The sequence below is a fragment of the Pectobacterium versatile genome (assembly GCF_003932035.1).
Classification (GTDB): Bacteria; Pseudomonadota; Gammaproteobacteria; order Enterobacterales; family Enterobacteriaceae; genus Pectobacterium; species Pectobacterium versatile.
This window is the reverse complement of record NZ_CP034276.1, coordinates 3,982,127-4,003,899: the sequence shown is the minus strand read 5'-3', so window position 1 is coordinate 4,003,899 and position 21,773 is coordinate 3,982,127. Positions and strand designations below refer to the sequence as shown.

At 53.6% G+C, this 21,773-nt stretch carries 18 protein-coding genes; 9 read left to right on the top strand and 9 right to left on the bottom strand.

What is annotated here, in order from left to right:
* Window positions 1-92: 92 nt before the first annotated feature.
* Window positions 93-455 (top strand): DUF488 domain-containing protein, encoded by a 363-nt coding sequence (locus EIP93_RS18150; RefSeq protein ID WP_103942406.1) that lies wholly within the window; start codon window positions 93-95, stop codon window positions 453-455.
* Here the strand turns inward: EIP93_RS18150 and EIP93_RS18145 are convergent.
* The gene (locus tag EIP93_RS18145) at window positions 452-1,165 is read right to left on the bottom strand and encodes a LysM-like peptidoglycan-binding domain-containing protein (protein WP_103942408.1); all 714 of its coding nucleotides are present in this window, start codon (window positions 1,163-1,165) and stop codon (window positions 452-454) included. The two genes, EIP93_RS18150 and EIP93_RS18145, sit on opposite strands and share 4 nt — an antisense overlap.
* A gap of 461 nt (window positions 1,166-1,626) precedes the next feature.
* On the opposite strand from EIP93_RS18145, the gene fklB reads away from it, so the two are divergent.
* Entirely contained in the window at window positions 1,627-2,247 is a 621-nt protein-coding gene (fklB, locus tag EIP93_RS18135; RefSeq protein WP_039507040.1) for a BamJ family beta-barrel-assembly machinery protein, read from the top strand.
* Window positions 2,248-2,351: 104 nt separating this feature from the next.
* On the opposite strand, the gene ytfE is transcribed toward fklB, so the two are convergent.
* A complete protein-coding gene (gene ytfE, locus EIP93_RS18130; RefSeq protein WP_010279034.1) occupies window positions 2,352-3,017 on the bottom strand; it encodes an iron-sulfur cluster repair protein YtfE in 666 nt (221 codons plus the stop codon).
* 269 nt (window positions 3,018-3,286) lie between these two features.
* Window positions 3,287-4,954, bottom strand: a complete 1,668-nt coding sequence (ipdC, locus tag EIP93_RS18125) for an indolepyruvate decarboxylase (RefSeq protein ID WP_109225250.1) — start codon at window positions 4,952-4,954, stop codon at window positions 3,287-3,289.
* 303 nt (window positions 4,955-5,257) lie between these two features.
* On the opposite strand from ipdC, the gene EIP93_RS18120 reads away from it, so the two are divergent.
* Window positions 5,258-5,680 carry a DUF2502 domain-containing protein gene (locus tag EIP93_RS18120; protein WP_107333405.1) on the top strand — a complete coding sequence of 141 codons (423 nt, stop codon included), beginning with the start codon at window positions 5,258-5,260 and terminating at the stop codon, window positions 5,678-5,680.
* A 53-nt stretch (window positions 5,681-5,733) separates the two neighbouring features.
* Here EIP93_RS18120 and EIP93_RS18115 read toward each other — a convergent pair whose 3' ends face one another.
* Window positions 5,734-7,686, bottom strand: a complete 1,953-nt coding sequence (locus EIP93_RS18115; protein ID WP_103971940.1) for a bifunctional 2',3'-cyclic-nucleotide 2'-phosphodiesterase/3'-nucleotidase — start codon at window positions 7,684-7,686, stop codon at window positions 5,734-5,736.
* A 213-nt stretch (window positions 7,687-7,899) separates the two neighbouring features.
* Between EIP93_RS18115 and cysQ the strand changes: the two genes are divergently transcribed.
* A complete protein-coding gene (gene cysQ / locus EIP93_RS18110) occupies window positions 7,900-8,640 on the top strand; it encodes a 3'(2'),5'-bisphosphate nucleotidase CysQ (protein ID WP_010306475.1) in 741 nt (246 codons plus the stop codon).
* Window positions 8,641-8,651: 11 nt separating this feature from the next.
* Here the strand turns inward: cysQ and EIP93_RS18105 are convergent, their stop codons facing one another.
* The gene (locus EIP93_RS18105; protein WP_040032581.1) at window positions 8,652-9,230 is read right to left on the bottom strand and encodes a YtfJ family protein; all 579 of its coding nucleotides are present in this window, start codon (window positions 9,228-9,230) and stop codon (window positions 8,652-8,654) included.
* A gap of 348 nt (window positions 9,231-9,578) precedes the next feature.
* Here EIP93_RS18105 and EIP93_RS18100 point away from each other — a divergent pair, with 348 nt between their 5' ends.
* Window positions 9,579-9,785 carry a DUF1107 domain-containing protein gene (locus EIP93_RS18100; RefSeq protein WP_005974755.1) on the top strand — a complete coding sequence of 69 codons (207 nt, stop codon included), beginning with the start codon at window positions 9,579-9,581 and terminating at the stop codon, window positions 9,783-9,785.
* Window positions 9,786-9,849: 64 nt separating this feature from the next.
* Here the strand turns inward: EIP93_RS18100 and paeA are convergent, their stop codons facing one another.
* Both paeA and msrA read right to left on the bottom strand, forming a co-directional pair.
* Window positions 9,850-11,175 carry a polyamine export protein PaeA gene (gene paeA / locus EIP93_RS18095; RefSeq protein WP_040032580.1) on the bottom strand — a complete coding sequence of 442 codons (1,326 nt, stop codon included), beginning with the start codon at window positions 11,173-11,175 and terminating at the stop codon, window positions 9,850-9,852.
* 171 nt (window positions 11,176-11,346) lie between these two features.
* Window positions 11,347-11,985 carry a peptide-methionine (S)-S-oxide reductase MsrA gene (gene msrA, locus EIP93_RS18090; RefSeq protein ID WP_119880148.1) on the bottom strand — a complete coding sequence of 213 codons (639 nt, stop codon included), beginning with the start codon at window positions 11,983-11,985 and terminating at the stop codon, window positions 11,347-11,349.
* Between the two features lie 458 nt (window positions 11,986-12,443).
* On the opposite strand from msrA, the gene tamA reads away from it, so the two are divergent.
* From tamA to EIP93_RS18075, 3 genes are read left to right on the top strand one after another with little or no spacing between them, the layout of a single operon-like run.
* Entirely contained in the window at window positions 12,444-14,159 is a 1,716-nt protein-coding gene (gene tamA, locus EIP93_RS18085) for an autotransporter assembly complex protein TamA (RefSeq protein WP_103861978.1), read from the top strand.
* On the top strand, window positions 14,156-18,190 hold the full coding sequence (tamB, locus tag EIP93_RS18080) for an autotransporter assembly complex protein TamB (RefSeq protein ID WP_125233073.1): 4,035 nt from the start codon (window positions 14,156-14,158) through the stop codon (window positions 18,188-18,190). The genes tamA and tamB overlap by 4 nt, the downstream gene beginning before the upstream one ends.
* A 2-nt stretch (window positions 18,191-18,192) precedes the next feature.
* Complete coding sequence (locus EIP93_RS18075) at window positions 18,193-18,552, top strand: gamma-glutamylcyclotransferase family protein (RefSeq protein ID WP_039470221.1); 360 nt, start codon at window positions 18,193-18,195, stop codon at window positions 18,550-18,552.
* A 115-nt stretch (window positions 18,553-18,667) separates the two neighbouring features.
* Here the strand turns inward: EIP93_RS18075 and ppa are convergent, their stop codons facing one another.
* Window positions 18,668-19,198, bottom strand: a complete 531-nt coding sequence (gene ppa / locus EIP93_RS18070; protein WP_103861751.1) for an inorganic diphosphatase — start codon at window positions 19,196-19,198, stop codon at window positions 18,668-18,670.
* A gap of 249 nt (window positions 19,199-19,447) precedes the next feature.
* Between ppa and EIP93_RS18065 the strand changes: the two genes are divergently transcribed.
* Complete coding sequence (locus EIP93_RS18065; protein ID WP_107333402.1) at window positions 19,448-21,034, top strand: methyl-accepting chemotaxis protein; 1,587 nt, start codon at window positions 19,448-19,450, stop codon at window positions 21,032-21,034.
* Window positions 21,035-21,080: 46 nt separating this feature from the next.
* Here EIP93_RS18065 and plsY read toward each other — a convergent pair whose 3' ends face one another.
* Window positions 21,081-21,716 (bottom strand): glycerol-3-phosphate 1-O-acyltransferase PlsY, encoded by a 636-nt coding sequence (plsY, locus tag EIP93_RS18060; RefSeq protein ID WP_039470226.1) that lies wholly within the window; start codon window positions 21,714-21,716, stop codon window positions 21,081-21,083.
* Window positions 21,717-21,773 lie beyond the last annotated feature (57 nt).

The following is a 21,773-nucleotide window of genomic DNA, read 5'->3' as shown; positions in this document are numbered from 1 at the left end:
CTCAGGTAAGTGACTGGGTGAGTAAGGGCGGCCAACGCACAAGCAGCTTGAAGTATGACGGGTATATACCTAAAAATGAGGCCGGAGGCCGCATGTCTGACTTGATTCATCTCACCCGCGTTTATGACGCGCACGCGCCTTTCTCTTCCCCCACTTTTCTGATTGATCGTCTGTGGCCGCGCGGCATCAGCAAAGCGCGTCTGGAGGGCGTTGAGTGGTTTAAAGACATCGCGCCGAGCAGCGAGTTGCGGAAATGGTTTCACGCCGAGCCTGAACGCTGGGCGGAATTTGTGGATTATTATCGTAATGAGTTAACGCAGGGTACGGCGTGCGACAGGCTGCTAGCGTTACTTGCGCAGAAGCAGGCAATCACGCTGCTTTATGGCAGTAAAGATGCGCAGCACAACCATGCTATTGTCCTGCGCGATTTTCTATTGGAACGGCATGCTCGTTAGCGAGTACGAGTAAAAGCACCGTCTGCACTGCGGGTGAACCGAATCGTCTGGTTCGCCGTGGTTTCGATCTCCAACTCTGCGACCATACCTTGTGCATTTAACTGTAATTTGACTGCCTGACCCGCCCGTAAATTGCTGAGCGGCTTATCCCTGCCTTCCACCTGAGCCATCGCGAACACATCGCTGACTGGCAGATTGTTATCGCGAAAGAGCTGGGCCAGCGTTTGCCCCGAGGCGATCTCATACTGTCGCCACGGTGCTGATGACGACGTTGGAGGCTCGGTAGCCGCAGGCTGCTGCTGGGGTGTTAAAGGCTGGCTTTCAATAATCACTGCCTGCATCGCCGCCTGATTATCCGCCTGCGTAAGAGGGACGGGCGTGGTACGGGCAGGCTGCGGATGTTGCGCGCTGTAAGGCCAGAGCAACACGACGAGCAGCAGTGCGATAGCGATTAAAATCCAGCGACGATGGAGGAACGGCAACGGTTCCATCCAGTGATAGCCGTCGGGCAGATGCCAGACTTTTTGCAGTATGGCACCAAGACGTTCGCGCAGGGAAGGAGAAGGCAACTGTTCCTGCTCTTCGCACTCCCCGTCGTTTTCTACGGCTACAGCATGTGAGGGCTGCCGCTGGATGATTCGCTGGCAGAAGCGTACTAGCGTTTGATAATCCCAGGTGGTTTTCCGCTTCCTGGGCGCAATTCTGCCCATGGTGACCTCTCTTACTACGGTTTAATATAAAAACAGTTCAGCATAAAAACAATCAGTATAAAAACAATCAGTATAAAAACAGCATCATATAAAAATGATGTCATTAACAATGCTATGCCAGCAACCAAACAAACTTGCCAGCAACCAAACAAACTTGCCAGTAACTAAAACTATGCCAGTAACTAAGCTACATCACTAGCCAGGCGGCGTTGGCATAAAAACAGTATCAGGATAATAACGCAATCCAGTATACCGATAATCCGCATGAGCTGACCAGTTAACGCGTTGATGATTAAGGTAACCGGTGCGACAGAAACATTAGAACTACCAGTATAGGCCAGCTTCCCGGAATGGCTTGGCTGACGTGCGGTTAACGTGATTACCTGCACACAGGATTTTACCCCAATCCCCGTCGCTGTTATGCTGCGCTTTCAGTTTTTTACAGATTAAAAGGAACATCCATGACAACTCCTTCTTTTGATAGCGTCGAAGCGCAGGCAAGTTACGGCATCGGCTTACAGGTTGGTCAACAGTTACAGGAATCAGGCCTTGAAGGCCTGATTCCGGAAGCCCTGCTTGCTGGTCTACGCGATGCGCTGGAAGGTAATGCGCCAGCGGTGCCTGTGGATGTGGTTCATCGTGCGCTGCGTGAAGTTCATGAACGTGCTGATGCGGTACGTCGCGATCGCCAACAGGTGCTGGCGGTAGAAGGTCAGCAGTTCCTGGCCGAAAACGCGCAGAAAGAAGGCGTGAACAGCACGGAATCTGGTCTGCAATTCCGAGTGTTGACTCAGGGTGAAGGTTCGATTCCTGCTCGTCAGGATCGCGTACGTGTACATTACACTGGTCGCCTGACTGACGGCAGCGTGTTCGACAGCTCCGTTCAGCGTGGCCAACCCGCTGAATTCCCGGTAAGCGGCGTAATTCCTGGCTGGATTGAGGCGTTGACGCTGATGCCAGTCGGTTCCAAGTGGGAACTCTATATTCCGCACAATCTGGCGTATGGCGAACGTGGTGCGGGTGCGTCCATTCCGCCGTTCAGCGCGCTGATTTTTGAAGTGGAACTGCTGGAAATTCTGTAATCTCCAGACAAAAACAAAGGCGCTCACTGAGCGCCTTTGTTATTTTTACGGAATGGTTTTTACTGAATAGTTTTTACTGACTTTCTTTTTTTATTGAAACGACATTACTCACCGCGCAGCGCGCGTGGGAACAGCAAATTGTTTTCCAGATGGATGTGTTCCATCAGGTCGGTAATGAACTCGTTGATACCGGAGTACAGCGCACGCCAGGTGTTGCAGGCACCTTCTGGCGGTACAACGCCGTTGGTCAGCTCTTTGACCACTTCTACATCACGCCCGGCGTCATCGTGCTCGTGCTCCATCACGGAAATCGGAGCGGCAGCATTCGCCCCCATGCCCTGACTGATCATTGGGAAGAGGATGCGCTCTTCTTTCATCATATGCTGAGACAGCTCGTTATAGATGGCGGTCAGTTGGTTTGCGAGGCCGTGCGGGCAATCGGCTTTATCGTGATGCACGCGCTCGACTTTTTCCGCCATCAGAATCAGCTCTGGCAGTTGTTCACGGTGGCGATCGTGAAAGCGAGGGATGATGTACGCGATAATGTCAGCCAGCGGTGCTTCACGCCAGTCCCGCGCGTCAGAAGGCTGCGCGGCCAGTTTTTCTAGCTGTGCTTCCAGCTCGTCGATATTGAGATCTTTTTTGCCAGCCGCGCGGCTGAGTGTTTGCTTTCCGCCGCAGCAGAAATCCAGATTGAGTTCACGAAAGAGTTTGGTCGCGCGCGGAATAGCGATAGCCAACTCACCCAGGGATTGATCGCGGTATGCCATGATGTTGCCTCTCAACGAATGCAGTTTATAAATTGCATTTTAAATGCATCTTTAAGCGTTGAATATACCGCTTACGAGGTAGGTGGCATAAAGTATACCGAGGTTGCTGACAAAGCCCGTATGGCGGTAGTAACGGATAGATCGTAAAGACGCTGTGAATACATCCCTGTACGCTCGGATTGCGCCATCCATGGCGCAAACGCTTTACTCTTCTATTCCGTTACTCCCGTTCTTGTTCAATAAATAGGTTCGTCAACAGTCTGACCGTGCTACTGCACGGTATTGCGGGTCTCAAGCGACTGCGTGATGGTGTGTAAAAGCGCGGGAATATCCATTCTCGGCAATACCACCTCAATGAGTGAGAAGCGAGATGTGGCATTCATCTGCTCAAGCACCTGCGCGAGTGCTGCTGGTGAACACACTTGTTCGCAGAGTATCTCGTCTTCATTCGCCCCTAGCGCGGTAGGAAGCTGTGTCCAGTTCCAGGCGGCAATGTCGTTGTAGCGCTGTTCGGGGCCGTGAATCGCGCGTTCAACGGTGTAGCCTTCGTTATTCAGCACCACAATGACCATGTTCAGGCGATCCCGAATGATCGAGCCCAGTTCCTGTACGGTGAGCTGAAGTGAGCCGTCTCCGATCAACAGCACTACTCGTCGTTCCGGTTCGGCAATCTGTGCGCCGAATGCGGCGGGTAGAGAATAGCCTATTGAACCCCACAGCGGTTGGACGATGAAATGGCAGTCCGCTGGTAACCGGAGCGTGGCGGCTCCAAAACAGGAAGTGCCCTGGTCGGTCACGAGAATATCGCCAGAGCGGAGGAAACGCTGCATCTGTTGCCAAAACTCCCGTTGATTGAGTGTGTCGGTGTGCTCTGACTGCGGTAAGGCCGGAGGCGTAATGGTGCGGTGATCCCAACGGGGCGCGAGTGTCACGGTGATGTTTTCCAGCGCGGTGATGGCGTCTGACATCGGAACCGCAGGGAAAACCTGACCTCCAACGCGCGCCAGCGTTGGGTGGATATCGATGTTTTTTTCGCTGGAAATCTGGTGACTGAAGCCAGCAGTAATCGTATCGGTATAACGCACGCCAATGCTGATGATGACATCCGCGTCTTCGATGTGTGCCCGGATCGCTTCGTGACTGCCGCCACCCGCGTAGGTGCCGGTAAAACTGTGGTGCTGTTCGTTTAGCGTGCCTTTCCCCATCAGCAAGGTGGCGTGGGGGAGCGGGGTTTTATCGAGCCAGCGTTGGATTTGCCCTGCAACGCCTGAGCGCTGAGCTAGAAAGTCAGCCAGCAATGAGACTGATCTTGCCTCGCTGAGCATCGTGGTGGCGGCTGCGATAAAAGCTTGCAGCGATTCATCAGAGCGGAGTGGTTCAGGGATAACGAGTGGATATGGTTGTGTACCCGCAGGTGCCGCCGCCACGTCCAATGGCAGAAACAGGTATACCGGCTTGTGCTGCGCAAGCGCTTCTCCAATAACCCTGTCGATTTCTGTGGTGGCGTTCTCGACGGTGAGGCTGGCCTGCGCAACGGTAACTTCTGCTGCCATGCGGGAAAAGTGGCTAAAGTCACCGTCGCCTAATGTGTGATGGAGTAATTCGCCGTTGTGTTGTGACGCGAGACTGGGTGCAGCGGCAATGTGAATGACGGGCAGGCATTCCGCGTAGCTGCCTGCAATTCCGTTAATCGCGCTGAGTTCGCCCACGCCGAAGGTGGTGAGCAGGGCCGCCGCTGGCCGGCATCGCGCATAGCCATCGGCGGCGTAAGCGGCGTTTAACTCGTTCGCACAGCCCACCCAGGCGATCTCCGGGTGCCTGATGACATGATCGAGAAAATGCAGGTTGTAATCGCCCGGCACCCCGAAGAGATGCTGAATACCAATTTGTGTCAGACGATCCAGTAAATAATCGCCCACCGTATAGTTTTCGCTCATTGCTATTCCCTCTATGAATGATGGATATTCTGAAATTAAGTATTAGCGCTAAGGTGAATATTTCTAATATTTATTCCCTATGGTTAATCCCTAACCCTGCATTTATTCTCACTTGGGAGAGATTTTTGTATTAAATTTATTAATGAATTAATTAATAGGGGGCTGATGAATAGCGTGCGTTGGCGTTAGCGAAACGTTAAGAACGGTAAAATCAGGAAAATGCGCATTTATCTGATAGTGATGCAGAGGAATTCCCCGTATATCTCTGTCAGGCCGCAGTCGCGGTGAGCAAGGAGTTACCCTATGTTTAAGCCACTCGTCATCAGTGCCCTGTTTGTGGGAATGTTTGCGGTTATGCCAGCACCAGAGGCTAAGGGTGCCAGCATTGAGCTGATGCCCGGCGTCACGTTGAATATCGGCGAGCGTGACAGACGAGGTAATTACTGGGATGGCTATGACTGGCGCAGTGAGCGCTGGTGGCAGGAGCACCGGGGTTACCATCGTGGTGAACGTAATCGGCACGGCTACTATTGGGATGGCTGGCGCTGGCGCGATGCCCGCTGGTGGCGTGAGAGTCAGCGTGATAGACGTGATTATGACAACCGTCGTTTTGATCCGCCACGCTATGTTGACGATCGCGGGCCGCGTCGCGGCGAGTGGGACAGGCGCGGGCACGAGCGGGGAAATGGTTACTATCGCAATGGGCGAGGATCGTTTCGCGACTAGCCGTTCAGGCTCCTGCCGAAGCAGGAGCCTGTGAATGACATCGCTGTCAGTCTTTATTTAGCGTGTTGCAGGTCAAGGCGATAAACTGCAAAGCCCGTTTCATCATTGCCGACTGACGTCATCGGGTACTGCGCTTTCTCTTTGATAAACGCCGTAGCTTTCTCAGACGGTGAGGTCTCAAAACGGATATCCAGCGGCGTATCGCTGACGATAGGGGCCAGACGCCAGTTGTTATCTGCCTGCGGCTTCACTTCTCCCGATTTTTGCGTTTCCGCGCTGATGTAGGCCGCCAGAACGGAGCGGTTTTCATCCGGTGACGCGAAGGCCACATACTTCTCACCCGTACCGGCAAATTTCTCGCCGTAGGCGCGATAGTTATTGGTGGCGATCAGGAAAGTCGCTTTGGGATCGATCGGTTTGCCGTTAAACGTCAGCCCTTTGATACGGTGTGATTTATCGTTGATTAACGCACATTCGCTGTCGTAGCGGGCAGGCTGCGTCACATCAATCTGATAATTAACACCATCGATCACGTCGAAGTTATACGTGCGGAAGCCGTCCCAGTTGAGCAGGGATTGCGGCTCACGCTTGCTTGTATCGATTTGTTTGAACTGACCCGCAGAGCACTCCAGCCACTCCTGTACCTGCTGCCCGTTGACTTTCACTACCACCAGCGTATTCGGGTAGAGATACAGATCGGCAGCGTTACGGAAGGTGAGCTGGCCTTTTTCTACTTCGACATAGCTGGCCGGATCGTTTTTACGGCCACCGGCTTTAAACGGTGCGGCGGCGGAGAGCACCGGAATATCGGCCAGATCGGGATCGCCCTGAATAAAATGCTCTACATAAGCGCGCTGAGCATTGTTGACGATCTGCACGGTCGGATCGTCCTGAATCAGCGACAGGTAGCTATACATGTTGTCTGCGGATTTGCCGATCGGTTTGCTGACAAACTCGCGCGTATTCTGGTGGGCATCGGACAGCACTTTCACCAGTTTGTCGTCTTCCGCCGCCAGTGATTTCTTCTGCGCTTTGTCATAGATCGGTCTGGCTTCCGCTTTCGCCTGTTCCACTTTCCATGTGCCGCTGTCGTTATTCAGCGTGAAATCGACGACGCCGAGGTGGTCACCCCATTGCCCCGGCATCACCGCAGGCACGCCGTTGAGCGTTCCCTGTTTGATGTCGGCGCCCTTGATGTTCGCAAAGTCATTGCTGGGGAAAACCGCATGAGCATGACCGAACATGATCGCGTCAACGCCGGGGATTTGGCTGAGGTAGTAAACGGAGTTTTCCGCCATCGCTTTATACGGCTCGGCAGAAAGACCGGAGTGAGGGATCACAATCACCAGATCGGCACCTTGCTTGCGCATTTCCGGTACCCACTTTTTCGCGCTGGCGGTGATGTCTTCTACGGTGGCTTTTCCGGTCAGATTAGCTTTATCCCATACCATGACCTGCGGCGGGACGAAGCCAATATAGCCGATACGCAGGGTATGCTGTTTGCCGTCGCGGTCGGTGACCGACTTGTTTTCAATGTGGTAAGGCGTAAACAGCGGTTTATCCGTTTTCGCATCCAGCACGTTGGCGTTCACATAAGGGAATTTCGCGCCGGACAGCGCCTTGTGCAGATAGTCCAGGCCATAGTTGAATTCGTGGTTACCGATATTGCCGACGGAATAATCCAGCGTGTTCATCGCCTGATAAACCGGATGTACATCGCCTGCCTTCAGCCCCTTCGCCGCCATGTAATCCCCTAACGGGCTGCCTTGGATCAAATCGCCGTTATCCACCAGCACGCTGTTGGTGGCTTGTTCGCGTGCGGCGTGAATCAGGCTGGCGGTACGCACCAGACCAAATTTATCGGTTGGCGTATCCTTGTAATAGTCGAAGTCCATCATATTGCTGTGCAGATCGGTGGTTTCCAATACCCGTAGATCAACAGTAGCGGCATGAACGGTCGTGGCGACCAGCGTAGCAAGCAGGCTGAGTGCCAGTGAATGCTTCATTGCGTAACTCCTTGTGAGGTAATTGTCGACGCGTGAGGCGATCGGGGGTGTTTTTCATATCATGATGAAGTTAAAGTGATTATCGTCTCTAAATGCTGAGGATGACATCAATAATGGCAATAATCGTAGATTGCTTCACAGATGTATAATGAATGACAGAGATGAAGTCTGCGTTACGCTATCGTCGCGTAACCGATAACGACGAGGTAGATCATGCTAGAACCTATTTGCCAACTGGCCCGTGATGCCGGTGCTGCCATTATGCAGGTTTATGACGGGCAGCATCCCGTAGATGTCGCGCACAAGAAAGATGATTCGCCAGTAACCGCCGCCGATCTTGCGGCGCATCGGGTCATTAAGGATGGCCTGGCTGCCGCGTATCCTGACATTCCTTTGCTGTCAGAAGAAGATCCGCCTGAATGGGAAATCCGCCGGCACTGGCAGCGCTATTGGCTGGTCGATCCGCTCGATGGCACTAAAGAGTTCCTCAGCCGCAATGGCGAGTTTACGGTGAATATTGCGCTGATCGAGAACGGTCAGGCCGTACTCGGCGTGGTTTACGTGCCGGTTACGGGTGTGATGTACTCCGCGGCGGAGGGTAAAGCCTGGAAAGAAGAGAACGGCCAGCGTCGGCAAATTACAGTGAAACAGGCTCGACCTCCTCTGGTAGTGGTCAGCCGCTCTCATGCCGATCGCGAATTAAAGGACTATCTCAATCAACTGGGTGAACACCAGACGGTGGCGGTTGGGTCATCGCTAAAATTTTGTCTGGTGGCGGAAGGTGAAGCGCAGCTTTACCCCCGCTTCGGGCCGACGAACATTTGGGATACGGCGGCGGGCCATGCGGTGGCGGTAGCGGCCGGGGCGCAGATTCACGATTGGCAGGGGCAAACTCTGTCTTACACGCCGCGTGAATCTTTCCTCAACCCCGGTTTTCGCGTCTCCCTGTTTTAACTACTTTAGCGCTATTTCTCTTCCAGTAACTGGCGCAGCAGGGACATCACCTGCTGCACTTCCTGTCCGCTTAATGCGCCATCCTTCACGAAACGGATTTTCCCTTGTTTATCCAGCACCGCGATAGCTGAGCTCTGTGGCTGGAGCTGCCAGGTTTTCCGCACGTTGCCGTTGCTATCGACAATAAACTGCGACCACGGAAAGGCTTTCTTGTTGTCTTCAAGGCTACTGCGCACAAACATGCTGGTGCCGATGATGGCATCGTCGGTATTCACGATTGTCGTCGTTTGGTAATAATCATGCGGTAGGTTAGCGGCCTTCAGTGCGGAGATGAGCGGATCGTTCATCTCTTTGGCAGAGGTGCGGCCAGCGATATGTTGTATCACCCGTACTTTTCCGGGCAACTGCGCGCTGTTCCAGTTTTTATAACTAAACTGATTATTAAGGTACTGAAGTTCTCCCCTGTCCGCGACGCCAACCGGTGGAACCAATTGGTTGAGCACCAGCGTATGGGCCGAGGCTGGGAGTGAGAGCAGCCCCAACAGAGACGTGATAGAGAGCGTGAAGAGCAGGTGGCGTATTTTTATCATGGTATGTCCTTCAGTGTGGGTGGCCCGATGCGGTGTCAATGGTGGGAAATATCGGGCTATGGAATAAGCGTAGATTCAGGAAACTGGTCTGTCCTGCTCCGCGATAAAACGCTTTGTGCCCGAGTGCACAAAACCCTTATTTTTGAAGGTTTATACTGATGACTAGGGGTTTCCTTAAACACTACTCTGTAAAAATCTGTAAAAGCAGTTAAGAATACTGAATAGTGGGGAACTAAATGCCGTTTTACGGTACTAATTAGCAGTATCCGTTATCTCATTAGCGCTCCAGAACCTCAGCCATGTTGGCGAAAGGGAGAGCGTAGAAAAATAAAACGGGAGAGTAAAACGATGAGGATCTTCGAACGTTACAATCCTTTGAAAGTCGCCAAGTATGTGAAAACCCTGTTTCGTGGGCGGCTGTACATAAAAGGGGTTGGTGCTTTTGAGTTCGACTACGGCAAAATTCTATTGCCAAAGAAACAGGATAAGCAGCATCTTCTGGTGATGTCCGAAGTCAATCGCCAGGTCATCCGGCTTCAGGCCGAGATGGGATGAGTGATAAAGAAACGGCCCGTAGCGGGCCGTTCTGGTTTTTTATGATATGCATGCCTTTTAGCGGTTAATCGTCGCTATCAAGCCTCGCGCTTGATGAGACAATCGGGCGGTCTTCCAGACGCGTCACCAGCAGCTGATCGATCTTGTAACTATCGATATCTACCACTTCAAACTTATAGCCTGAGAAGCGCACCGCATCGGTACGTTTCGGGATTTTCCGCAGCGTATACATCATGAAGCCGCCGATGGTTTCGTAGTTGCCGGAATGCGGGAAATCATCAATATTCAGCGCGCGCATTACGTCTTCTATTGGCGTACCGCCTTCAACCAGCCACGAATTCTCGTCGCGCGCGACAATCTGTTCTTCCATTCCCTGACCGACGAGATCGCCCATCAGCGTCGTCATCACGTCATTAAGGGTGATGATGCCGACGATCAGCGCGTATTCATTCAGAATAACGGCGAAATCTTCGCCCGCGGTTTTAAAGCTTTCTAACGCTTCGGACAATGTCAGCGTATCCGGCACGATCAGCGCCGGACGAATCTGCACGCCGCTACTCAGCGTCAGGCTCTGGTTTCCCAGCACCCGAATCAGCAGGTCTTTGGAATCCACGTAGCCGATGATCTGATCGATAGTGCCATCGCAAACCAAAAACTTGGAATGTGGCTGCTGGGCGATCTTTTCCTTAATACTGTCTTCCTGCTCGCGCAGATCGAAATAGACCACGCTTTCGCGTGAGGTCATCGAAGACGGCACGGTACGGGATTCCAGCTCAAACACGTTCTCGATCAGCTCATGTTCTTGCTTACGCAGTACGCCAGCCAGAGCACCGGCTTCCACCACGGCGTAAATATCATCGGATGTGATGTCATCTTTACGCACCATCGGCAGCTTGAGCAGGCGGAAAATGACGTTAGCCAGGCCGTTAAATACCCAAACCAGCGGACGGAAGAGGAACAGGCAGAAGCGCATGGGGTTGATTATGCGGACCGCGACGGTTTCCGGCGCAATCATACCAATGCGTTTCGGGGTGAGATCGCCAAACAGGATAAACAGACTGGTGACGAGTACGAATGAGCAGATGAAACTGACTTTATCTGCGGCTTCGGGTGACATGAAGCGTTCAAACAGCATGGAGAAGGTCGGAGAAAATGCCGCATCGCCGATGATACCGGCCAGAATCGCGACGGCGTTGACGCCAATTTGAATCACGGTAAAGAAAATGCCCGGCGTTTCTTGAAACTTGAGCACCAGATCGGCGTTGAGGTTTCCCTCATCGGCCATCAGTTTGAGTTTAATTTTACGAGACGCCGCCAGCGAGATCTCCGAAATCGAGAAAAACGCACTGATGGCAATGAGACAAAGAATCAGTAATAGACTGTTTAACATAGTTTTTACTTTAGGTAAGTTTTCGCATGAGCCGAGATTGACGCAGCGATCCTCAGAAAGGTGAGCACATAAAAGTGAACACATTATGATCATTATTGAAGGTCATAACCGGGCGAGGATTAGCCCGGTTCGGGGGCATTATAGCAGGAGCGGTGAAATTACCGCCAGCAGTCAACGCGGAGGCGGCAGACAGATGCTGATGCCACCTAACCCACAGTAGCCGTTCGGGTTCTTGTGCAGGTATTGCTGGTGGTCGTCTTCCGCATAATAGAACGGGCCCGCAGGCTCGATTTCTGTGCTGATAGCGCGACCGTCGCCGTTCTCTCTCATCGCCTGCTGAAAGCGCTGAAGGCTTTCCTGTGCCGCCTGTTCTTGCTCGGGCGTGAGCGTATAGATAGCAGAGCGGTATTGGCTGCCGATATCGCCACCCTGACGCATACCCTGCGCGGGGTCGTGATTTTCCCAGAACAGTCGCAGCAACTGCTCATAGCTGATCACCGCAGGATCGAAAACGACGCGCACGGCTTCGGCGTGGTCGGTTTGCCCGCTGCATATTTCACGGTAGGTCGGGTTAGGCGTGTAACCCCCGATATAACCTGCTGCGGTGCTGTAGACGCCCGGCTGTTGCCAGAACAAACGCTCAGCGCCCCAGAAACAGCCCATCGCAAAAATAGCGACAGACATCGGTTCCGGCACATGCGTCATGGAATGTTCATGAACGACATGCAGCCTGGCGACTGGCATAGGCGTGGAACGCCCCGGTAGAGCATCGGATTGCGTAATCCGCTGTGTTTTATCAATTGAATTCATCACGTTGTTAACTCCAGCTAGACTGGGTAAATAACCCGCTTTCATGGAAAGCATAACCAAGAAGCAGGGGGCTGTCTTTATATCTTCATCGTGTTTAATGTTAAGGTAATGTTTATCTGTAATGCCGCATATTGATGTTTGTAGGTGAAAATCTATTCTTAAGATGGAAAATTAGTATTTATCACTAATATCATGCAAAGTTGGTAGGAGATTTCGGCGCTGCGTGGCGGATTGTCAGGTAAGCGTACAACGACGGCCGTCAATGCGGCGGGCGAAGTGATAAAAGCCATGCTATAGGTTTTAGGCGACAGACAGATTTATCAGGGAGCTCAGTGACTATTTTCATCTCAACGAAAAGTTTCATTGGAAAAAAAAGCGTTACCGGGCAAAAAGGCATCGCAGGACAAAAAAATAGCTTTGCTGGCTGCGGTGCGCCACGATACCGGGTTCTTGGCCTGATGTGCGCGCTGCTTATGCTGGCCCCAGAGAGCCAGGCGGCGAATGTGCGTCTGCAAGTCATGGGGCTGGAAGGGCAGTTACAAAAGAATGTACGGGCGCGCTTATCTACCATTGCGGTCGATGAGATTAATGCCGACGGGCGTTTCCGCTCACGGGTCGATGACGCGATCCGTCAGGGATTGCGCGCGCTCGGCTACTACGATCCACAGATTGGTTTCGAATTCCGGCCTGCCGTTAATGGCGGACGACCCGTATTGATTGCCACCGTCACTCCCGGTGAACCGGTAAAAATTGCCGGGGTGAACATCACCCTGCGCGGCGGTGCGCATGACGATAAAGACTACCAACAGTTGGTTAAAGACGATCGCCCCGAAATCGGTTCGGTGTTGAACCACGGTGATTTCGATCGCTTTAAAAGCGGGCTGAACGGTTTGTCATTACGCAAAGGCTATTTCGATGCACGCTTCCAGCAAAGCCAGCTCGGCGTGATGCGGGAAGAGAGAGAAGCGTTTTGGGATATCGACTTTGATAGCGGTGAACGCTATCGCTTTGGCGCCGTACACTTTCAGGGCGCCCAAATCCGCGATGATTATCTGCAAAATTTGGTGCCGTTTCACGAAGGTGAGGCTTACACCAGTGAAGATCTCGGTGAGTTAAATCGCCGTCTTTCTGCGACGGGGTGGTTTAACTCTGTGGTGGTGTCGCCTGATTTCGAACGGTCGAAAAGCTCCAAGGTGCTGCCGTTGGAAGCGGTGGTGACGCCGCGAACCCGTAACCGGATTGAAACCGGGGTCGGCTATGCCACGGATGTTGGCCCCCGCTTTAAAACGACCTGGAATAAGCCTTGGGTGAATTCACGGGGCCACAGTCTGGAAAGTAGCCTGAGCGTGTCTGCGCCGGAGCAATCACTCGATTTTAGCTACAAAATTCCCTTGTTGAAGAACCCGCTTGAGCAGTATTACCTGCTACAAGGTGGCTTCAAGCGCGAAGATCTCAACGATACCAAATCCGATGGCACCACGCTGAACGTGGCGCGCTACTGGGATCTCTCCAGCGGCTGGCAACGTGCGATTAACCTGCGCTGGAGCCTCGACCACTTTACGCAGGCAAGCGTGACGGATACCACGATGCTGATCTATCCGGGCGTGAGCATTAACCGAACCCGCCAACGCGGCGGGCTGATGCCAGTGTGGGGCGATACGCAACGTTATTCTATCGATATTTCCGACACCACTTGGGGATCGGATATCGACTTTGCCGTGGTTCAGGCACAAAACGTCTGGATTCGTACGCTGGCGGATAAACACCGCTTTGTTGCGCGTGGCAATCTGGGCTGGATTGAGACCAATAATTTCTCCCGCGTTCCACCCTCACTGCGTTTCTTTGCCGGTGGCGATCGCAGCATCCGTGGGTATAAGTACAAATCTATTTCGCCGCGCGACAGCGACGGCAAACTGACCGGTGCGTCCAAATTGGCGACTGGCTCGCTCGAATACCAATACAACGTGACGGGAAAATGGTGGGGCGCGGTTTTTGTTGATTCAGGTGAAGCAGTGAATGACATCAAACGGAGTAACTTCAAGACCGGTACGGGCGTTGGTGTACGCTGGGCCTCGCCGATTGGCCCGGTGAAACTTGATGTTGCTATGCCGATCGGCGATGCAGAGAAGAAGAACGATGTTCAGTTCTATATCGCACTGGGGCCTGAATTATGATGGATGATAAAAACGAAAAAAAAGCACAGGATTCGGTGGCGGAAGAAGGTGTCGCGCACGACAACGCGCCGACGACGCCTGCGCGGAAAGGGCGCTGGTGGAAAAGAGTCGGTATTGGCATCGTCGCCTTCTTACTGCTTCTCGTTGTTGGGCTAGGATTGCTGGTGGGAACCACTCCGGGCCTGCATCTGTTGCTGAATACCGCTGCACGCGTGGTGCCGGGGCTGGACATTGCCAGCGTGAGCGGCGGCTGGCGCGATTTAACGCTGAAAAACGTCAGCTACGAAATGCCGGGCGTGACGGTAAAGAGCGATGAGTTTCATCTGTCGCTCGCGCTGGGCTGTCTGCGCAAAAGTCAGCTGTGCATCAATGACCTGTCGGCAAACCGTGTCGATGTGGTTGTGGATACCAAAGCCTTGCCTGTGGCGGCAGAGCCACCGCCGCCTTCAACAACAGTAACGGAAATTTCAACACCCTTCCCTATTTCTCTGCGCCAGCTAACGCTCAGCAACGTTCAGGTCACTGTGGACGATACGGCGATTTCACTGGGCGAGTTCCGCACGGGCATGCAGTGGGAAGGGCGCGCGTTGACGCTGCTACCGACCAAAATCAGCGCGCTGCTGGTGGCCTTGCCAAAGACTCCCGTCGATGTGCTGGAAGATGGCAAAGTGACGGCGGCGGAAATGGCGTCTGTCGTCAAAGAAACGGCGCAGAGCGTGCGTGAAGCGGCCGAGCAAGGCTCCTCGCAAACGCTTAACATCGATAAAGTACTCAAGGCAAATAATACGGTAGCGGCAGCCACGACGACACCGATACCGACTGCGTCGACATCCAAAGCAGATAATGATTCTGACAAGCCTGCCGTGCCTGAACAGCCATTGGGTGAACGCCTTAGCGAGCTGTTCTCCAAACCGCTATTACCTGATTTACCGCAGTTCACGCTGCCGCTGGATCTGAATATTGTCGAGATTCACGGTGAACAGCTACGGCTGACGGGCGATCAGGACATTTTGATTAATAACCTTTTCGTACAAGCATCGACCCAGCAACAGCATTTGCGTCTGGACAAGTTGATCGTGCAATCGCCACAGGGTGGATTGAATGTGCGCGGTGAAGCGACGCTTAGCGATAACTGGCCTGTCTCGCTGACAGCAAACGGCGTGCTAAACGTTGATCCGCTCAAAGGCGAGAAGCTGAAACTGACGGTTGATGGCGGCCTGCGCGAGCAGTTGAATGTGGCGCTGAATCTTTCGGGGCCGCAGCGTGCGCAATTGGAGCTGCAAACTCAGCTGGCGGAAGCTGGGCTGCCGCTGGCGTTGACGCTGCAAACCGAACGCGTTCGTTGGCCGTTGACGGGCACGACGCAATATCAGGCTGATAACGTCAGGCTGCGTTTTAACGGCAAAGCGACCGACTATGCGCTGTCGCTGCGCGGCGATCTGAGCGGCGCGGATATTCCTCCCGCAACGCTGCTGCTCGATGGTAAAGGCAACGAACAGCAGTTTACGCTGAGCCGCTTGCGGCTGGCGGCGTTGCAGGGTAATGCCGATCTGAGTGCGCTTATCGACTGGAGCAAAGCCATAAGCTGGCGCAGTGAGCTGGTGTTGAACGGGATTAACACGGCGAAACAGTGGCCTGAATGGCCCGCGAAAGTAGACGGTAAGATAACGACGCGCGGCAGCGTCTATGGCGGTAGCTGGCAGTTACAGGTGCCGGAATTGCGTCTGGACGGCAACGTGAAAGCGAATAAACTCACGGCCAGAGGTGAACTGCGCGGTAACGCGGCGGGCCAGTGGACAATTCCAGCACTGAATCTGGCGTTAGGCCGTAACCAGTTGAACGTCAAAGGCGACCTGAGCGATAAGTGGCAGTTGGATGCAGACATCAATGCACCGTCGCTGGACGGCATGTTGCCCGGTCTGGCAGGGCGTGCCATCGGCACGCTTAAATTACGTGGCAATCTGCGTGAACCGCAGATGCTGGCGGATATCACTGCGTCTGGCCTGCGCTGGCAGGCGATGACGATTAGTCAGGTGCGGGTGGAAGGCGATGTGCGCTCCGAGCAGCAGATTCAGGGCAAGCTGACCGTACGCCTCGAAGCACTGAAGCAAGAAGGCCTGAATATTGCGCTGCTGACGCTGGATGCCAGCGGTAACGAGAAACAGCATCAGCTCCGGCTGACTATGCAGGGCGAACCGGTTGCCGGGCAACTGGCACTTTCGGGCAGTTTCGATCGTCAGGAACAGCGCTGGCGCGGCACGCTGAACAATACCCGCTTCGACACGCCGGTGGGGGAATGGCGTCTGACGCAGGATATGGCGTTGGATTATCTGAATGCGCAGCAGAAGATCACCATCGGCACGCACTGCTGGCGGAATCCTAACGCAGAGCTTTGCGTACCAAAAGCAATTGAAGCTGGGCCGAGTGGACAGGCGAACATTCGACTGAACCGCTTCGATCTCGCCATGTTGAAACCGTTCCTGATGGCGGATACGGTGCTAGCCGGGACGTTCACCGGTGGTGCGGATATCAGCTGGCAGGCAGGGCAAGGTTTACCACAGGCGAAAGTGTCGCTGGTGGGTAACGGCGTCAGCGTTCGCCAGCAGATGCAGGGCAACACGCTGCCGATTGATTTCGATACCTTTACGCTGAATGCCGGGCTCGATCGCGGGCGGGCGCAGCTCGGCTGGCTGATGGCGATTCGAGAGAACGGACGCTTCAGCGGTGATATTCAGGTGACCGATCCACAGGGCCGACGCAATCTCGGCGGCAGCGTCACGATCAATACTATTTCGCTGGCGTTGCTCAACCCTGCGTTGAGTAAAGGAGAAAAAGCGGCGGGGATACTGAATGCGAACCTGCGTCTGGCGGGGGATGCGGCGCGTCCTCAGCTCTTCGGCCAGATGGTGCTGGAACGCTTGGATATTGATGGCAACTGGATGCCGGTCGATCTGACCAACGGGCGGCTGGCGGTGAACTTCAGTGGGATGTCGTCAACGCTGCAAGGCTTCCTGAAAACGGATAACGGACAGTTGAATCTTGGCGGGAACGCGGACTGGTCGCAGCCGGATGCCTGGCGTGCGCGCATTGCGGCGAAAGGCCAGAAGCTGCGGGTAACGATTCCGCCGATGGCGCGGCTGGATGTCTCACCGGATATTGTCTTCGAGGCCACGCCGCAGCTGTTCGCATTAAACGGATCGGTCAGTATTCCGTGGGCGCGCATTGTGGTTAAAGACATGCCGGAAAGTGCGGTGGCGGTGTCATCGGATGAAGTGATGCTGGATGCGCAGCGGCAGCCGCTGAAGAAAGCCAGCGCCGCGATTCCGATTAACAGCAACCTGACGATCCGCGTCGGTAATGATGTACAGCTGGATGCGTTCGGGCTGGCGGCTCGCCTACAGGGCGACCTGAAAATGGTTCAGGACGAGCGCGGATTAGGGCTGAACGGCCAGATCGACATTCCGTCTGGCCGCTTTAAAGCCTACGGGCAGGATCTGATCGTCCGCAAAGGACTGATTCTGTTCTCTGGCCCGCCGGATCAGCCGATCCTGAATATCGAAGCCATTCGTAACCCAGACAACACGGCGAATGACGTCATTGCTGGCGTGCGCGTCACTGGCATGGCTGCGACACCGAAGCTGGAAGTCTTCTCCGATCCGGCGATGTCACAGCAGGAAGCGCTCTCTTATCTGCTGCGTGGACAGGGTTTGGACAGCGGTGGAGCAGATAGCTCGGCAATGACCTCAATGTTAGTCGGTTTAGGGGTTGCACAAAGTGGTCAAGTTGTGGGTAAAATCGGCGAGGCCTTTGGCGTAAGTAATTTAGCTCTGGATACACAGGGTGTTGGCGATAATTCTCAAGTTGTCGTCAGCGGCTACGTCCTTCCGGGTCTGCAAGTGAAATATGGTGTTGGCATATTCGATTCTTTGGCAACGTTAACGCTACGTTATCGCCTGATGCCAAAACTATACTTGGAAGCGGTGTCTGGCATTAGCCAGGCATTAGATGTGCTCTATCAGTTTGAGTTCTAGCGATGCGAATTATTGTTTACGGCAGTTTACGACGCAAACAGGGAAACAGTCATTGGATGACAAATGCGCAATGGTTAGGGGACTGTCAGCTCGCAGGTTTCGAGCTGTACGATCTCGGCCATTATCCGGCAGTCGTACCCGGCGATGGAGAAATCCATTGCGAGGTCTATCGCATTAGTTCGTCGATTTTGACAGAGCTGGATGCCTTAAAGCGGGACGGCCACGAATACCAACGTGAGCTGATTCGTACGCCTCTGGGCAGTGCCTGGATCTATCTGTACAAGCACCCTGTTGTAGGGCTGACGCGTATTGCCAGCGGTGACTGGCTAAAGCGCAGCGAAGAAGATGAAGAAGAGGCTTGAGGCCGAGTAGCCAATCAAGTCATGGTCGCCATAAATAAAAACACCGCGCAAGGCGGTGTTTTTGATCATGCGATATCTTGAGCCCATAAGGGCTTTAATGCATATCGTGTGGCGCTTATTTGTTTTTTGCGCGCTCGAAGGAAGCAACGATTTCGGCTTTTGCCGCTTCAGCGTTATCCCAACCTTCAACTTTAACCCACTTGCCCTTTTCCAGATCTTTGTAGTGTTCAAAGAAGTGGCTGATCTGTGCACGCAGCAGTTCAGGCAGGTCGTTAACGTCTTTAATGTGATCGTATTCTTTGCTCAGCTTGCTGTGCGGAACGGCAACCAGCTTGGCATCTTCGCCCGCTTCGTCGGTCATTTTCAGCACGCCAACAGGACGGCAGCGGATCACTGAGCCCGGCTGCAACGGATACGGGGTCGGAACCAGAACGTCAACCGGGTCACCATCCAGAGACAGCGTGTGGTTGATGTAGCCGTAGTTGCATGGGTAGAACATGGCTGTAGACATGAAACGGTCTACAAACAGCGCACCGGTATCTTTATCAATTTCATATTTGATCGGATCGGCGTTCGCGGGAATTTCAATTACTACATAGATATCTTCCGGCAGATCTTTACCCGCCGGGACATTGATCAGACTCATGTCGGTTTCCTTCTCTTAAACCTGAAATAGCGTGGCCGTCATTATAGCCAAAAAGCGTTTGATGTCGCCGATTTTTAGCGTACCGAGGCGCTATACGGCTCCCGTGAGTCGTTTAAGTAAAAATACTTTCGTTACTAAAGTTTCTTTAAAGAAAGTGGGTTTGTTACCGATAGGGAACATGATCAAGATCACGTTATGCAGAGCTTTTCTCCGCATTTATTTATCATTTGTAATTCCAGGGAAACGAAAATGTTAAGAAATATCACCATCAAGACGAGCTTGATTGCTTTGTTAGGAACGATGGTACTGCTCTTACTACTGGTGTGCGGAATCGGCATCACTTCAATCAATCAGGGAATCACGTCTCTTACGACAATCGACAAGATTCAGGGCAAAGAAGTTACGGCGCTGGCAGGGAGCTATACCGCTTCACTGCGTGCAAGAACGGGGGCGGCGTTGGCCGCTCGTCAGATGGAAAATGGGCTGACCGATCTGGCGAATGCATCGGTCGCGCGGGCAGAAGCCTACACCGCACTTTCCCACAAAGAAATGGCACGCTTTCTTTCCTACGGGACCGTAACAGAGCGCGGTGCCAAAATGGCCGCAGAAGTTAAAAGCAACTACGAGCAATACATGAATCTTGGCGTTCAGCCGATGGTCGATGCGCTGAAGCGTGGCGATGTCGCTGCCTATTACGTGCTGTTGCAGGACGTGCTACCGCCGCTCAGCGTTAAGATGGATAAGGTCGCGAACGAATTCCGTGACTTCGGTCTGGAAGTCGGGGAAAACATGCTCGCAGAAGCGGAAAGCTTTGCGTTCAACCGTTTGATGATTATTGGTGTTGCCTGTATATCCGTGCTGCTTCTGGTGTTGGCTGCCTGGATTGCGTTGAAGCGTTCCATTCTGTCTCCGCTTGAAGAGACCGTCGGCCAACTGGAATTTATTGCCCATGGTGATTTGACTCAGCGCATCGCCGATGGCGGCAATAATGAAATTGGCCGCCTGATTCAGGCGATGAAGGCCATGCAGCATTCGCTGGCAACCGCCGTGGGCCGCGTCCGTGATGCCGGTATGCAGATTGACGTCGGTACGCGCGAACTGTCTTCCGGCAATACCCATTTAGCCGCGCGTACGGAAGAGTCAGCCTCCTCGCTGGAAGAAACCGCAGCCAGCATGGAGCAGTTGACCGCTACGGTGACGCTGAACGCGGAGAGTGCAGAGCAAGCACATTCGCTGGCGCAAAATGTGTCCGACATTGCCAATAAAGGCAGTGAAACCGTGGGGAGCATGATTGAGAAAATGCAGATGATCTCCAGCAGCTCAGCACGCATTGGCGATATTCTGGCGGTGATCGACGGCATCGCGTTCCAGACCAATATTCTGGCGCTGAATGCAGCAGTTGAAGCGGCTCGTGCGGGTGAGCAGGGGCGTGGATTTGCCGTGGTGGCGGGGGAAGTCCGCAGTCTGGCACAGCGCAGTGCGCAATCGGCCAAAGAGATCAAAATGCTGATGGAAGAATCTCAAAGTCGCGTCAGTGAAGGCACCGTTATGGCGAAAATGGCGGGCGAAACGATGAATGACGTTTCTGACGCTGTGGCGCGCGTGACGTCCCTGATGCGGGAGATCTCAACGGCAACGCGTGAGCAGAGTAATGGCATTGGGCAGGTAAATCTGGCGGTATCGCAGATGGATGAAGTCGCACAGCAAAATGCGTCTCTGGTAGAAGAGTCCGCCGCGGCCACGCGCTCACTGGAAGATCAGGCGCGCCTGCTGGCAGAAAGCATGTCACAGTTTAAAGTGCAGTCGCAGGAGTTTGCCGCTATCGGCCGATTCTAGTCATATTTCATAAAAAAATTCCCGTGAAAACGGGAATTTTTTTGCCTTACTCTTCGGGGGAGGTTTGTTCGTCTTCCGGCTGTTTTTTCTTACGCAGCTTATTCCAGATTTTACTTTCCTGTCCGCGCCAGAGGCGTTGGATATTGTCATGATGACGCATCAGTATCAGGCAAGAGAGCATCGCGACGGGGAAGGTAAACTGTGGCTTGAACCACCAGACATAAAACGGCGCGATGAGCGCACTGACAATCGCGCCAAGCGAGGAATAGCCGCTCAGCAGTACGGTCAGTAGCCAGGTGCCGGTCATCAGGCCCGTTAGATCCCAGCCGATCGGGGCGATGGCGCCCAAAGCCGTTGCCACACCTTTGCCGCCGCGAAAGTGGAAAAAGACCGGATAGATATGGCCGAGGCAGGCGGCGATGGCGGTTAGCCCGAGATACAGCGGGGCAACGCCTAACGCGTAAGCAGCCCAAACAGGCAGCATGCCTTTCAGGATATCAAACACCAATACGGTTGCAGCGGCCGCTTTGCCGCCAATACGCAATACGTTAGTGGCTCCGGGGTTCCCAGAACCATGCTGGCGCGGGTCGGGTAGCCCAGCAATTCTGCAAAACAAAATCGCACTGGAAATAGAGCCACACAGATACGCGATTAACATCATACCAAGCGCGGTAACACTCATAACGCTATTCCGTTTAGTTTGTATAGAGAGACGTTTAATAAGGGTCGTTTTACTCTT